Below are 13,200 nucleotides of genomic sequence, written 5' to 3'. Positions count from 1 at the left end.
GTCAGTCCAGCTTTCCGGGCACGATCTGCAGGTAGATCAGCGTGATCACGAAGTTCACCACGAACAGCATGAGGAACGTGATGACGACCGACTGGTTCACCGCGTCGCCGACGCCCTTCGGGCCGCCGGACGGGTTCAGTCCCCGGTAGGAGGCGACGACCGCGGCGATGAAGCCGAAGATCAGCGCCTTCAGCTCGCCGACCCAGAGGTCCGGCAGCTGGGCCAGCGCGGAGAAGCTCGCCAGGTACGCGCCCGGCGTCCCGCCCTGGAGGACGACGTTGAAGAAGTACCCGCCGAGCACGCCGATGACGCTGACCATGCCGTTCAGCAGGAGCGCCACCAGCATCATCGCGAGCACACGCGGCACGATCAGCCGCTGCACCGCGGAGACGCCGAGCACCTCCATGGCGTCGATCTCTTCACGGATGGTCCGCGCGCCGATGTCGGCGCAGACGGCGCTACCGCCGGCGCCCGCGACCAGCAGCGCCGTGACCAGCGGACTGGCCTGCTGCACGGTGGCGAGCACCGACCCGGCGCCCGTGTAGGACTGGGCGCCGAGCTGGCGGGCGAGGGAACCGAACTGCAGCGAGATGACCGCGCCGAACGGGATCGCGACGAGCGCCGTCGGCAGGATCGTGACGCTCGCGATGAACCAGGCCTGCTGGATGAACTCCCGCAGCTGGAACGGGCGCTGGAAGATGCCACGAACGATGTCGAGGCCAAGGGCGAACAGGTTCCCGGTCTCGCGCAACATGCCGATCCCGGGGATCTTCGCCGATGAAGCGGAAGAGCTCACGCGCCACCTGACCCCGGATCATGTGGCCGCAAGCGGTGGTTACCCGGTCTTCCCGGATGCGGGATGTGGGCGACCTGGTCGTCGGGCAGCTGCCCCTGGTGGTGATTCGGCACCGAGCTCTCGGCGGGCGCCGACCGGTGGCCGGCGGTCGCGAGCCGCTGCGGGCGGACGCCGTAGCGCTGCTGCTCCTCCGGGGACAGCGACTCGATGATGCTCTGCTGTGCCTCGGGCGGCAGGCCGTGCAGGATCTGCATGACGCGGTCCTTGCGGCGGACCGCACCCATCCGGGTCGGCACGCCGGGCGTCGGCTGCATCTGCGGCGGCACCCCGCTGATGTCCTCGACACCGCCCGCGTGGTGACCGGCCTCGAACATGGCGCGTTCCGCCGCGAGCTGGGCCGAGTCCTTCTCCTCGCTCATGCCGATGGGGCCGTCCATCTTGCCGTTGAGGAACTGCTTGACGACCGGCTCCTCGCTGGTCAGCAGCACCTCGCGCGGGCCGAACATGACCAGTTCCTTGCGGAAGAGCATGCCCAGGTTGTCCGGAACGGTGCGGGCGAGGTTGATGTTGTGCGTGACGATCAGGAACGTCGCGTCGATCTGCGCGTTGACGTCCAGGAAGAGCTGGGAGATGTAGGTGGTGCGGACCGGGTCGAGACCGGAGTCCGGCTCGTCGACCAGGATGATCTGCGGGTCCAGCACCAAGGCGCGGGCGAGACCGGCGCGCTTGCGCATACCACCGGAGATCTCACCGGGCAGCTTCTTGTCGGCGCCGTTGAGACCGGTCATCTCGAGCTTCTCGAGCACGATCCGGCGGACCTCGGTCTCCGACTTCTTCGTGTGCTCCCGCAGGGGGAACGCCACGTTGTCGTAGAGGTTCATCGAGCCGAACAGCGCGCCGTCCTGGAAAAGGACGCCGAAGAGTTTGCGCACCTCGTAGAGCTGGTGTTCGGAACACGTCACGATGTCGACGCCGTTGATCATGCAACGGCCGCGGTCCGGTTTGAGCAGACCGATCATCGACTTCAAGAAGACGGACTTACCGGTTCCGGACGGACCGAGCATCGCCGAGACCTCGCCCGGAGGCAGGGTCAGCGTGACGTCCCGCCAGATGGCCTGCTTACCGAAGGACTTGGAAAGACCTTCGATGACCACCTCGGCACCCATCGCACCTCCAGGAGCTGTTCCGCGTCGTCGCGCACTGCCGTCCCGTGCCACTGGCCCGAGAGGACGCATGCGTTCGCGCAGCGATACCCGCGTCAACCAGGTGCAACGAGCTGAGTGCGAACAGGTTACTCACCAGTTTTCTTTTCTGGCCAGACCCGCGGGTAACTTTTCGCGCAGTCCGCCACCGGCCCGTGCACCGCTTGCAGCACCGTAGTGCACGTCACTCCCTCGCGCAGATCCACAACCGGGCGCCGCCCAGGTCGGCACGGGACCGCGTCGCGATTAGGGGGCTGAACGCAGGTCAGCGCCCTTGCCACCGTCCGCGCGGCGCGGATCGCGTTTAGCGGGCTAAACGCGATCCGGCACCTTCGGCACACCCAGATGCTTAGCGTGGCTACGCGTCACGATTAGGGGGCTAAACGCAGGTCCGGGCGGGGGTGGAGACAGCGAAGGGGCGGGCATCCAGAGTGGATGCCCGCCCCTTCGACGGTGCTGCGGTAGGCGCTACGCGCCCGAGATCACTTGATGGCGATCTTGGCGCCCGCGGCCTCGAGCTTCTCCTTGGCGGCCTCGGCGGCCTCCTTGTCGACCTTCTCCAGGAGGGCCTTGGGAGCGGCCTCGACCAGCTCCTTGGCCTCCTTCAGGCCCAGACCCGAGACGACCTCGCGGACGACCTTGATGACCTGGATCTTCTTGTCGCCGGCGGACTCGAGGACGACGTCGAACTCGTCCTGCTCCTCGGCGGCGGCCGGGGCAGCGCCCACCGGGCCGGCGGCGACGACGGCAGCCGGGGCGGCCGCGGTCACGTCGAAGGTGGTCTCGAACTCCTTGACGAACTCGGACAGCTCAAGAAGGGTGAGCTCCTTGAAGGCGTCGATCAGCTCGGCGGTGCTCAGCTTCGCCATGGTGGCTTTCCTCTCTGAAACGAACTAAAAGTTCGGGGTGGGGGGTGTTCAGCTCTCGGCGGGTGCTTCGGCTGCTTCGGTACCGGCGTTGCGCTGCTTCTCCTCCAGCGCGGCAGCCAGGCGAGCGACCTGGGACGCCGGCGCCTGGAACAGCGCGGCGGCCTGGGACAGCTTCGCCTTGAACGCGCCCGCCGCCTTGGCGAGCAGGACCTCACGGCTGTCGAGATCGGCGATCTGGTTGATCTCGTCCACGGACAGCGTCTTGCCGTCCATGAAGCCGCCCTTGATCACAAGCGCGTTGTTGTCCTTCGCGAAGTCGCGAAGCGCCTTCGCGGCGTCAACAGCTTCACCTTCGACGAAGGCGATCGCGGTCGGGCCGACGAACAGGTCTTCAAGGCCCTCGATGCCCGCGTCCGTGGCGGCACGCTTGACGAGGGTGTTCTTCGCGACCCGGTACTTGGCACTGGTGCCGAGAGCGCGGCGCAGCTGGGACAGCTGGGACACGGAGAGGCCGGTGTATTGGGTAACGACTGTGGCCGAGCTGCTGCGGAAGCTCTCCGCGATCTCGGCGACGGCCGCCTCCTTGTCGGGCTTCGCCATGGTCGCCTCCTCTCTTGGCTAGTGGTCCACTGGCCTTGAGAGCCCTGAAACGACGAAACGCCCCAGCGCAGACAGGCGCGGGGCGTCAGGGCACACGACGACATGCATCGCGGGCGAGCCTCGTTCCTCCTGCGCGGGTCGCCCGCCCTAGCGGGGCCTTCGTTCTCCAGGCCAGATGACCAGGAGAAGACCAGCGGTCTTCGGTAGAACCTTCACAAGGATACGTGACCCCCTTTCGCCCCCTGCGGCACCCCCTGCCGGATCGCGTTCAGCGGGCTAAACGCGACCGGCGGAGTGCGCGGGAGGCCTCGCGAGGCATCATGGTGACGTGGCGGAGCAGCGTGATGACGGAAAGCCGGGCAGCGAGCCCGGCACGGACATCGAGCCCAAGGCGGGAGGTCAGCCCGCGCCCCGGCTGGACGAGGAGCAACTGCGCCAGTTCCAGCAGTTTCAGCAGTTCCAGGACTACCTGAAGTTCACCGAGGCACAGAAGCAGGGCCTCGTCCCGACACAGCCCGCGCAGCCCGTGACCCAGCACTACGGAGGACAGCCCCCGGCGCCTCCGGGACCGCCACCCGGCGAACTCGTACCTGCTCCCCGGCCTCGCATGCCGCGCTGGCTGCGGCGTCTAGGCGGGAAGCTCCTCGCCTGGATCATCGTGATCGTCCTGCTCTGTGTCGGCGCGACCATCGCCTACCGGCAGATCTTCCCCAGCGACGCCGGGCAGGACACGGCGACGTTCGTCCAGGGCGGCGGCGGCAAGCACCACACCAACCAGGTGCTTTCGACCAATCCCTGGGAGGCCGTGCGGGCCATCTACGACACGATCGGCAAGCCTTACCCGCCTGCCACCCGGGTCGAAAAGGTCTGTCTGTCGATGAGCGAACAGGCGCAGGCCCAGTTCGCCCGTGACCTCGGCTACCCGGACTGCGCCACCGCCGTCCCGGCCCTGAACGCCAAGGTCACCGACATCACGCCGTACATCTACGCGGTGCGCCCGATGTCGAGCGTCGTCCCGCGGCAGAACCTGACGATCCACTCGTGCTGGTACAACATCCGCGGTGGCCCCCTGCTGGGCAGCTTCACCCTGCAGGAAGTCGAGATGGGCCAATGGCTGATCACCGGGCACGCGAACTCCCCCGATCCCTGCCCCGCCCCGCCCACCGGCAACTGACACCCCGCTGACCTGGGCTTCCTGACACCAGATCGCGGTTAGGGGGCTAAACGCAAGTGCCGCCGGGATCGCGATTAGGGGGCTAAACGCAGGTCGGGTCAGAGGTCGTGCGAGGTGAGGAAGCCGGTGAGGGCGGAGCCGAAGGCGGGGTGCATGACGGCGGCCATGTGATCGCCGGGCACGCGGACCAGGCGGGCGCCGGCGATGGCGGCGGCCAGGCGTTCGGGTTCCGCGGCCAGCGGATCGGTGTCCCCGGCCAGGATCAGGGTCGGCACGGCGATCGCCGTCAGGTCCAGTTTCGGATTCGCCGTCCCGCGCGCGACGGCCGCGAGCGCGATCCGGTCCGCCCGCAACGCGTCGGCGAGGGCCCGGAAAGGCGCCGAAGACGGCGGAAGCGTCGAAGGGTCCGAAGCGAGCAGCGCTTCGCTGATCTCCTCCGGCGTGACAACGCGGGTGTCCACGCCTCCGAAGTCGACGATCCCCGAGCCGACCCCGCCGATCGCGAGGCACCGGATCCGCGGGTCGGCGGCCACCGCGCCGAGCGCGATCATCGCGCCCATCGAATAGCCGACCATCGACACCTCGTCGAGGTTCAGCGCGTCGAGCAGCGCCGACACGTCGCGGACCATCGCGTCATCGCCGTAGCTCGCCTCGTCGTGCGGTTTCGCCGATCGTCCGTGACCGCGCGCGTCCAGGCTGATCACGGTCAGCCCCGCGTCTTGGAGAGCGTCGACGACACCGGGCGCGATCCAGTTCGCGTTCGTGTCCGCGGCGAAGCCGTGCTGCAGCAGTACCGGACGCCCTCCACCTTCCCAAACGGTGTAGTTCAGCTGAAGCCCGTCGAACGACGCGAAGGTAGGCATGTCCTCCAGCAAACACGAAAAGAGGGCGGCCCCGCCGTAGCGGGACCGCCCTCTTCTCAGTGATGTCTAACTCAGACTCACGCGTCCTCGGAAAGGAGGTTGCGGGTCCGGGCCGGGTCGACCGGGACACCCGGGCCCATCGTCGTGGAGATCGTGACCTTCTTAAGGTAGCGACCCTTCGCCGACGACGGCTTGGCGCGGAGGATCTCGTCCAGCGCGGCCGCGTAGTTCTCCACCAGCTTCTCGGTGTCGAACGAGGCCTTGCCGATGACGAAGTGCAGGTTGGCCTGCTTGTCCACGCGGAAGTTGATCTTACCGCCCTTGATGTCCGTCACGGCCTTCGCGACCGCGGGGGTCACGGTGCCGGTCTTCGGGTTCGGCATCAGGCCACGCGGGCCGAGGATGCGGGCGATACGTCCGACCTTGGCCATCTGGTCCGGCGTCGCGATCGCGGCGTCGAACTCGAGCCAGCCACCCTGGATGCGCTCGATCAGTTCGTCGGTGCCGACCACGTCCGCGCCGGCGGCCTCGGCCTCGGCGGCCTTGTCACCAACGGCGAAAACAATGACGCGAGCGGTCTTACCGGTGCCGTGCGGCAGGTTCACGGTGCCGCGGACCATCTGGTCGGCCTTACGAGGGTCGACACCGAGGCGCATGGCGACCTCGACGGTGGCGTCCATCTTCGCGGAGGAAGTCTCCTTGGCCAGCTTCGCGGCCTCGAGCGGGGCGTAGAGCCGCTCGCGGTCCACCAGCTCAAGAGCCTTGCGGTAGGCCTTGCTGTGCTTGGGCATTGCTTCTGTCCTTAACTCTTCAACGGATCAGTGTGGTGTTGGAGCCAGCACTGGCTCTCCCACGGTGGTGCTGGGTGGAACTCAGTCGACGACCGTGATGCCCATCGAGCGGGCGGTGCCGGCGATGATCTTCGCGGCCTGGTCGATGTCGTGCGCGTTCAGGTCGGATTCCTTGGTCTTCGCGATGTCGCGGACCTGGTCCCAGGTGACCTTGGCGACCTTGGTCTTGTGCGGCTCGCCGGAACCCTTCTCCACGCCCGCGGCCTTCAGCAGCAGCTTCGCGGCCGGCGGCGTCTTGAGCTTGAAGTCGAACGTGCGGTCTTCGTACACGGAGATCTCGACCGGGACGACGTCCCCGCGCTGCGACTCGGTCGCGGCGTTATAGGCCTTGCAGAACTCCATGATGTTGACGCCGTGCTGACCCAGCGCGGGGCCGACCGGCGGCGCGGGGTTGGCCGCACCCGCCTTGATCTGCAGCTTGATGATCGCCGCAAGCTTCTTCTTCTTGGGTGGCATTTCGTTTGTTCCTTCTTACTGACTTGAGTCCCCCGCACACCTGCCAGTACGCGGGGACTGCCGGCCGTCTGGCGGCCGTCAGATCTTGGAGACCTGGTTGAACGACAGCTCGACCGGGGTCTCCCGGCCGAAGATCGACACCAGGACCTTCAGCTTCTGTCCGTCCACGTTGACCTCGGAGATCGTCGCGGGCAGCGTCGCGAACGGGCCGTCCATGACGGTGACCGACTCGCCGACCTCGAAGTCGACCTCGACCGCGGGGGCGCCGAGTTGCGACTCGGCGGAAGCGGCCTCGCCCTTGCCGGGCTTGGCGGGGGCGGCCGTCTCGACCTTGGGCGCGAGGAACTTGAGCACCTCGTCCACGGTCAGCGGCGACGGGCGCGACGTGGCGCCGACGAACCCGGTGACACCCGGCGTGTTGCGCACCGCGCTCCACGAGGCGTCGTTCAGGTCCATGCGGACCAGGATGTAGCCGGGCAGCACCTTGCGCTGCACCTGCTTGCGCTGGCCGTTCTTGATCTCGGTGACCTCTTCGGTCGGGACCTCGATCTGGAAGATGTAGTCCTCGACGTCCAGCGTCTGGGTCCGGGTCTCGAGGTTGGTCTTCACCTTGTTCTCGTAACCCGCGTACGAGTGCACGACGTACCACTCACCGGGAGCGGCGTTGAGTTCCGCACGCAGCTTCGCGACCGGGTCGACGTCCTCGTCGGCTTCGGCCTCGACGGGCTCGGCGGCGGTGTCGTCGTCTTCGGTCTCGACGGACGCCTCTTCGGCCTCCGCGACATCTCCGGCTTCGTCGACCTCGTCGCCTGCGGCGGGCACCTCGACGGAGTCCAGGTGCTCGGACTGCTCGTCGCCGAGTGCCGCGTGCACCTGCTCGTCGGAAAGCTCGGTCAGCTCATGACCGGCTGCTGTGCCGTTGTCGGAGGTCACGTTCCGTCCTCTCAGTTGATCGGTTGCCGTGGCGCAGGCCACCGTGCGGTGCGCTCAAAGCACCGCGACCGGCTGCCTCAGCTGCCGAAGACGGCACCGACGACCTCTTTGAAGGCCAGGTCGAGGCCGCTCACCAGCGCCACCATGAACACCACGAAGACCAGCACCACCGCGGTGTAGGTGACCATCTGCTTGCGGTTCGGCCAGATGACCTTGCGCAGCTCGGCCCAGACCTCGCGGATGAAGCGCATCAGCCGGGCGAAGATCGACGCCTGCTTCGGCTTGCGGTCGCGCTTCGGGGTCGCCGTGCCTTTGGCGTCCTTGGACTTCTCGGTCTTGTCCCCGGCCTTCGCCTTGCCGGCGGGGCGGGTCTTGTCGTCCGACTTGGCGTCGGCCTTACCGGACGGGCGCGCGGACGCACGGCGCTCACGCCGGGCAGCGGCGGTCACCGGGCGGGACTGCTCGTCGGGCTTCTGCCCGGCGCCGTCCTGCGCCTTCTCACCGCTGGCGTCGCTGTCGCTCACGACCACTCCTCCGCCTTCACCAGTTCGCTAACGCAGGGGTGACAGGACTTGAACCTGCAACCTGCGGTTTTGGAGACCGCTGCTCTGCCAATTGAGCTACACCCCTTTGGAGCCCCGATGCTCTGGAGCTCCCGAGGACGCATTCCATCGTCCCCACCGCCGTGGCGGGGATGACCGTAGTGCGTTCCAAGACCAGAAGTCTACGGCAACCCCCGAACAGCTTCGCAACCGCGCCCCTCAAACCGGCGCGGAGCAGCCTTCCGCGGGGAAACTCCCCACGGCCGACCCCATGATCGTGCCACGATGTCGCCATGAGCGCTCCCGCACCCTCGTCTTCGCCGGCCGCCCGCGTCTCGGCACGCATCGGCGGCATCACGCCGTCGGCCACCCTGGCCGTCGACGCGAAGGCCCGGGAGCTCAAGGCGCAGGGCCGTCCGGTGATCGGGTTCGGCGCCGGGCAGCCGGACTTCCTCACCCCGGCCAACGTGCTCGAAGCCGCCGAAGCGGCCGTCCGGGACAAGGTCAATCACGGCTACACCGCCGCGGGCGGGCTGCCGGAGCTGCGCGAGGCGATCGCGGCGAAGACCGTCCGCGACTCCGGGTTCGAGGTCGACCCCGGCCGCGTCCTGGTGACCAACGGCGGCAAGCAGGCGGTCTATTCGGCGTTCGCGACGCTGCTCGACCCCGGCGACGAAGTGCTGCTGCCCGCGCCGTACTGGACGACGTACCCGGAGTCGATCGCGCTCGCCGGCGGTGTCGGAGTGCAGGTCACGGCGGACGAGACGACGGGCTACCTGGTCACCGTCGAGCAGCTCGAAGCCGCCAGGACGCCGCGCACGAAGGTGCTGCTGTTCGTGTCGCCGTCGAACCCGACCGGCGCGGTGTACCCGCGCGAACAGGTCGAGGCGATCGGGCGCTGGGCGCACGAAAACGGGCTCTGGGTGATCACCGACGAGATCTACGAGCACCTGGTCTACGACGGCGCCGAAGCGCCCTCGATGCCCGTCTTGGTCCCGGAACTCGCCGACCGGACGATCGTCCTCAACGGGGTCGCGAAGACGTACTCGATGACCGGCTGGCGGGTGGGCTGGCTGCTCGGTCCGCAGGACGTGGTCAAGGCGGCGACCGCGTACCAATCTCACTTGTGCGGCAACGTTTCGAACGTCGCGCAACGGGCCGCGCTGGCGGCGGTGAGCGGTCCGCTCGACGCCGTTTTCGCGATGCGTGAAGCGTTCGATTCCCGGCGCGAGAAGACACTTTCCCTGCTTTCCGAGGTGCCGGGAGTGGAGACTCCGTTGCCACTCGGCGCTTTCTACGTCTATCCGTCAGTGAAAGCCTTGCTGGGCAAGGAGATCCGCGGTGAGCGGCCGGCCGACACAGTGGCGCTGGCAGATCTGATCCTGCGCGAGGCCGAAGTCGCCGTGGTGCCCGGTGAGGCGTTCGGGACACCCGGATACTTCCGGATTTCCTATGCGCTGGACGAAAACGATCTCGCCGAAGGGATCACCAGGATGGGCCGGCTGCTCGCGGAAGCTCGGTGACCGCGATGCGCCTGGGAATCGCCCTTCCGCAGTACGGTGCCCTCGCGTCGCTGGACGCCGTCACCGGTTTCGCCGCGGCGGCCGAAGAACTCGGGTACGAGTCCTTGTGGGTCGGGGATCGGGTGCTGGCCCCGGTCTCGCCGTCGGACTTCTACCCCGGCGGCACCCCGGAACGGCCGTACCCGCCCGAGTTCGTGACCTTCGCCGATCCGCTGATCCTGCTGACGGTGGCCGCGAGCGTCACGAACAAGGTCCGGCTGGGCACCAGCACGCTCACCGGAACGGTGTACCCGGCCGTGGTGCTCGCCCGGATGCTCACTTCACTGGATCAGGTGAGCGGTGGTCGCCTGGACGTCGGCTTGGGCATCGGTTGGCTTCGCGACGAGTACACGGCGACAGGCACGCCCTGGAAGGGGCGTGGCGGGCAACTGGAGGAGCTTCTCGACGTCCTCGGGAAGTTCTGGACCGGCGACCCTGTCGAGCACGAAGGCGAACGCTGGCGGATCCCGGCGGCGAAGGTGGGACTGCGACCGGCGCAGAGCCCGCATCCGCCGGTGTTGCTGGGCGGGCTGTCCCCGGTGGCGCTGGACCGCGTCGGCCGCCGCGCGGACGGCTGGCTTCCCGCGGGACTTCCCGCGCCATATCTGGCGAAGCTCTGGCAGACCGTGGCGAGCGCGGCCGAGAAGGCGGGCCGCGACCCCGGTGCGCTGCGGCGGGTACTGCGGATCAACCCGAAGCCCGGAACGGACCTCGAGGACGTCGCCGCACAGCTGAAGGCGGCTGCCGAAACCGGGATCACCGAAGCCTTCGTCGACCCGCATTACCTCGCGCGGGACGTCGGCCACGCTCTCGATCTCGCCGCCGAGCTGCGCGACCTCGTCCCGAACGACTGAACGTGATCCACGTCTCAGAAGACGGGCGATCACCCGTTCACGCGCGATTCACCGACGGTCGGACCGATGACAAAGGTGACCCAGGTCGCGTACAACGAACGGGTGACGCAGCGGAGAACTGGCGGCGGCTGCCTTTTCCTGGTGATCGTGCTGTCCGTCCTGGGGATCGCTTACCACCTGTGGGAGCGTGGAACGTCGGTGACACCGGCGGGGGTCACCACTTCGGATGGCACGGGCCGGTACGTGGCGCTGGGTGATTCCTACACGGCTTCGCCGGGCACCGGACGGCCCGTGGGCACGCCGGCGGGCTGCGACCGCTCGGACAACAACTACCCGAGCCTGCTCGCCGCGAAGCTGCGTCCGGCCGAGTTCGTCGATGTCAGCTGCGGTGGCGCCACGACCGAGCACCTCACCGGCGAGCAGAAGACCCGGGACGGCACGAACGCTCCGCAACTCGACGCCATCGATGGCGACACGACGCTGGTGACCGTCGGGATCGGCGGCAACGACGTGGGCTTCGTCGGCTTCGCGGGCCAGTGCGCGACGCAGCAGCAGACCGCTTCGCCCTGCAAGACCCTGCTGACCGCGGGCGGACGGGACCAGCTGGCCGAGCGGATCACCGCCGCGGCGGACCGGCTCGGCGGAATCCTGGGCCAGATCCGCTCGAAGGCCCCCGAAGCGCGCATCGTGGTCGTCGGGTACCCGACGGTACTTCCGGACGACGACGCCGGCTGCTGGCCGGTCCTGCCGGTCGGCGCGGGGGATGTGGCCTACTTCCGTGACTCACTGAAGCGACTGAACACGGCGCTACTGGAGACGGCGAAGGAGCACGAAGCTGGCTTCGCCGACATGTCGACCGCGAGTAAGGGACGGGACATGTGCAGCGCCGCGAACCGGCGATGGGTCGAAGGCCCCGCTCCCTCGGTGCCGGCGGCGCCGCTGCACCCGAACGCCCGGGGCGAGGAAGGTATGGCGGAGGTCATCGAGAAGCTGCTCAAGCCGGCGTAGTACCCGTCTTGCCTCGTGAGTGGTAAGGACGGTTCTAACCGTCCTTACCACTCACGAGGCTTTGGGGTCAGGCGCGGACGACCGCTTGCGCCTTGCCGAGGACGGCCTTGCCTTCGAACTTGGCGGTGATGTCGACGCGCGCGGTGCCGTCGTCGTTGACCACGGCCACCTTCCCGGTGAACTCGATCGTCGCCGCGCCGTCGTTCGGCACGACCACAGGGCGAGTGAAGCGCGCGAAGTAGTCGACGAGGCGGCCGGGGTCGCCGAGCCAGTCGGTGACGAGCCGCGCCCCGAGCGCCATGGTCAGCATCCCGTGCGCGATGACGTCGGGAAGGCCGACCTCCTTGGCGAAGGCCTCGTTCCAGTGGATGGGGTTGAAGTCCAGCGAAGCGCCGGCGTAGCGCACCAGCTGCTCGCGAGTGACGTCGATCGTCAGCGGCGTCAGTTCTTCTCCGGCGGTGAACGTGCTCACGCGCCCTCCCCTCGGACCACGAGCTGGGCGTTCGTGGTGGCGATCAGGCCACCGTCGGCGCCGGAGATCTCGGCGCGCAGGTTGATGAAGTCGTTCCCGGCGCGGGTCATGATGTTGTCGATGTACGTGGTGAGCGAGAGGACGTCGCCCGCGTGCACCGGCCGCGTGTAGGTGAATCGCTGGTCGCCGTGGACCATCCGCGAATAGTCGAGACCCAGCTCGGGGTCGGAGACGATCGCGTTGATCGACGCGAGGTTGATGATCGTGAGGAACGTCGGCGGTGCGATGACGTCGGGGTAGCCGGCCGCCTTCGCCGCTTCGGGGTCGCGGTAGAGCGGGTTCGCGTCGCCGAGCGCGTCGGCGAACTCCCGGATCTTCTCGCGACTCACTTCATAGGTACTGGTCGGCGGGTACACCCGCCCGGTGAACGACTGGTCCAAGGCCACCCGAGCAGGCTACCGAACCCGAAAAATACCCGAAGCCGCCCTGGTGACCAGGACGGCTTCGGGTGAGACAGGTAGAACCGCTAGACGCTCAGCGGGTCTCTTTGTGAGTCCGGTGCGTACCGCAGTTCGGGCAGAACTTCTTCATCTCCAGGCGATCCGGGTTGTTGCGCCGGTTCTTCTTGGTGATGTAGTTGCGGTGCTTGCACTCCTCACACGCGAGCGTGATCTTCGGTCGCACGTCAGTGGCAGCCACAGCATTTCCTTCTCTACTAGGCCTGGGATACCCAGGATTACCGCGTAGCGGTGGCCGGACTTGAACCGGCGACACAGCGATTATGAGCCGCTTGCTCTGCCAGCTGAGCTACACCGCCTTACATGAACCTGGCCGCGACACGCTTGCGTGACGCGGCTGAGGTTCTGAGCCCCTTTACGGAATCGAACCGTAGACCTTTTCCTTACCATGGAAACGCTCTGCCGACTGAGCTAAAGGGGCCTTGCCTCTCGCGAGGACTTGGAAAGATTAGCAAGTCCCCGCGAGCGGCTGAAACAGGGGGGTACGTTACCGCGAAACC

At 67.6% G+C, this 13,200-nt stretch carries 16 protein-coding genes and 3 tRNA genes; 4 read left to right on the top strand and 15 right to left on the bottom strand.

Annotated elements, in window-relative coordinates:
* Position 1: 1 nt before the first annotated feature.
* The 4 genes from H074_RS15610 to rplJ form a co-directional block, all read right to left on the bottom strand.
* Positions 2–754 (bottom strand): MlaE family ABC transporter permease, encoded by a 753-nt coding sequence (locus tag H074_RS15610; protein WP_020633292.1) that lies wholly within the window; start codon positions 752–754, stop codon positions 2–4.
* 38 nt (positions 755–792) lie between these two features.
* Complete coding sequence (locus tag H074_RS15605; RefSeq protein ID WP_007031006.1) at positions 793–1,962, bottom strand: ABC transporter ATP-binding protein; 1,170 nt, start codon at positions 1,960–1,962, stop codon at positions 793–795.
* Positions 1,963–2,480: 518 nt separating this feature from the next.
* Complete coding sequence (gene rplL, locus H074_RS15600) at positions 2,481–2,867, bottom strand: 50S ribosomal protein L7/L12 (protein WP_005152072.1); 387 nt, start codon at positions 2,865–2,867, stop codon at positions 2,481–2,483.
* 48 nt (positions 2,868–2,915) lie between these two features.
* Positions 2,916–3,467, bottom strand: coding sequence for a 50S ribosomal protein L10 (rplJ, locus tag H074_RS15595; RefSeq protein ID WP_005152070.1), 552 nt, complete (start codon positions 3,465–3,467; stop codon positions 2,916–2,918).
* A gap of 328 nt (positions 3,468–3,795) precedes the next feature.
* Here rplJ and H074_RS15590 point away from each other — a divergent pair, with 328 nt between their 5' ends.
* Positions 3,796–4,641, top strand: coding sequence for a hypothetical protein (locus tag H074_RS15590; RefSeq protein ID WP_007031005.1), 846 nt, complete (start codon positions 3,796–3,798; stop codon positions 4,639–4,641).
* 98 nt (positions 4,642–4,739) lie between these two features.
* Here the strand turns inward: H074_RS15590 and H074_RS15585 are convergent, their stop codons facing one another.
* The 6 genes from H074_RS15585 to H074_RS15560 all read right to left on the bottom strand — a co-directional run bounded on the left by H074_RS15585 (position 4,740) and on the right by H074_RS15560 (position 8,374).
* Positions 4,740–5,504 carry an alpha/beta fold hydrolase gene (locus tag H074_RS15585; RefSeq protein ID WP_007031004.1) on the bottom strand — a complete coding sequence of 255 codons (765 nt, stop codon included), beginning with the start codon at positions 5,502–5,504 and terminating at the stop codon, positions 4,740–4,742.
* 77 nt (positions 5,505–5,581) lie between these two features.
* Positions 5,582–6,295: a 50S ribosomal protein L1 gene (rplA, locus tag H074_RS15580; protein WP_007031003.1), complete on the bottom strand. Its 714-nt coding sequence runs from the start codon at positions 6,293–6,295 to the stop codon at positions 5,582–5,584.
* A gap of 81 nt (positions 6,296–6,376) precedes the next feature.
* Positions 6,377–6,811: a 50S ribosomal protein L11 gene (rplK, locus tag H074_RS15575; RefSeq protein ID WP_005152062.1), complete on the bottom strand. Its 435-nt coding sequence runs from the start codon at positions 6,809–6,811 to the stop codon at positions 6,377–6,379.
* 78 nt (positions 6,812–6,889) lie between these two features.
* Entirely contained in the window at positions 6,890–7,744 is an 855-nt protein-coding gene (nusG, locus tag H074_RS15570; protein ID WP_007031002.1) for a transcription termination/antitermination protein NusG, read from the bottom strand.
* Between the two features lie 77 nt (positions 7,745–7,821).
* Entirely contained in the window at positions 7,822–8,274 is a 453-nt protein-coding gene (gene secE / locus H074_RS15565) for a preprotein translocase subunit SecE (RefSeq protein ID WP_007031001.1), read from the bottom strand.
* A gap of 27 nt (positions 8,275–8,301) precedes the next feature.
* Positions 8,302–8,374, bottom strand: a tRNA-Trp gene (locus tag H074_RS15560).
* 205 nt (positions 8,375–8,579) lie between these two features.
* On the opposite strand from H074_RS15560, the gene H074_RS15555 reads away from it, so the two are divergent.
* From H074_RS15555 to H074_RS15545, 3 genes are all read left to right on the top strand, one after another.
* Entirely contained in the window at positions 8,580–9,809 is a 1,230-nt protein-coding gene (locus tag H074_RS15555; RefSeq protein WP_007031000.1) for a pyridoxal phosphate-dependent aminotransferase, read from the top strand.
* The gene (locus H074_RS15550) at positions 9,806–10,702 is read left to right on the top strand and encodes a TIGR03619 family F420-dependent LLM class oxidoreductase (protein WP_007030999.1); all 897 of its coding nucleotides are present in this window, start codon (positions 9,806–9,808) and stop codon (positions 10,700–10,702) included. The genes H074_RS15555 and H074_RS15550 overlap by 4 nt, the downstream gene beginning before the upstream one ends.
* A 75-nt stretch (positions 10,703–10,777) precedes the next feature.
* On the top strand, positions 10,778–11,710 hold the full coding sequence (locus H074_RS15545) for an SGNH/GDSL hydrolase family protein (protein WP_007030998.1): 933 nt from the start codon (positions 10,778–10,780) through the stop codon (positions 11,708–11,710).
* A gap of 67 nt (positions 11,711–11,777) precedes the next feature.
* Here the strand turns inward: H074_RS15545 and H074_RS15540 are convergent, their stop codons facing one another.
* The 5 genes from H074_RS15540 to H074_RS15520 form a co-directional block, all read right to left on the bottom strand.
* Complete coding sequence (locus tag H074_RS15540) at positions 11,778–12,182, bottom strand: MaoC family dehydratase (RefSeq protein WP_007030997.1); 405 nt, start codon at positions 12,180–12,182, stop codon at positions 11,778–11,780.
* Positions 12,179–12,628, bottom strand: a complete 450-nt coding sequence (locus H074_RS15535; RefSeq protein WP_007030996.1) for a MaoC family dehydratase N-terminal domain-containing protein — start codon at positions 12,626–12,628, stop codon at positions 12,179–12,181. The genes H074_RS15540 and H074_RS15535 overlap by 4 nt, the downstream gene beginning before the upstream one ends.
* Before the next feature lie 88 nt (positions 12,629–12,716).
* Entirely contained in the window at positions 12,717–12,881 is a 165-nt protein-coding gene (gene rpmG / locus H074_RS15530; protein WP_005152047.1) for a 50S ribosomal protein L33, read from the bottom strand.
* 45 nt (positions 12,882–12,926) lie between these two features.
* Positions 12,927–12,999: transfer RNA gene (locus tag H074_RS15525), tRNA-Met, on the bottom strand.
* A 49-nt stretch (positions 13,000–13,048) separates the two neighbouring features.
* Positions 13,049–13,121, bottom strand: a tRNA-Thr gene (locus H074_RS15520).
* Between the last annotated feature and the right edge of the window lie 79 nt (positions 13,122–13,200).

The sequence above is a fragment of the Amycolatopsis decaplanina DSM 44594 genome (assembly GCF_000342005.1).
In the GTDB taxonomy this organism is placed as follows: domain Bacteria; phylum Actinomycetota; class Actinomycetes; order Mycobacteriales; family Pseudonocardiaceae; genus Amycolatopsis; species Amycolatopsis decaplanina.
The sequence above is the reverse complement of the archived record's forward strand: the minus strand, read 5'-3'. Positions and strand labels throughout refer to the sequence as shown.